The following is a 278-nucleotide window of genomic DNA, read 5'->3' on the forward strand; positions in this document are numbered from 1 at the left end:
ACGCAGGGACGAGATCGATGATCGAGGGGGTCGCGCAGTGCAGATCGGGATGGCCGTCAGCGGCACCAGGGGTGATGTCCAGCCCGCCGTGGTGCTCGGAGCGGAACTCGCCCTGCGCGGTCCCGAAGTGGTGATGGCCGTCCCTCCCAACCTCGTCTCCGTCGCACGCGGAGCGGGTCTCGAGACCGTCCCGTTCGGGTACGACACCCGTGAACACATGCACTCGGACCTGGTCCGTCACGGCGTCTCGCAGGGGTCCGTGGCCGACCGCGCACGGG

Annotated in this window: 1 protein-coding gene; it reads left to right on the plus strand. The window is 69.8% G+C overall.

Going from position 1 to position 278, the window contains the following annotated elements; all coding sequences use genetic code 11:
* Positions 1–37 precede the first annotated feature (37 nt).
* A partial coding sequence (locus AC0IX4_RS23035; protein WP_471831401.1) for a glycosyltransferase occupies positions 38–278 on the plus strand: 241 nt, incomplete at its 3' end.

The organism is Rhodococcus sp. AC861, assembly GCF_979256035.1.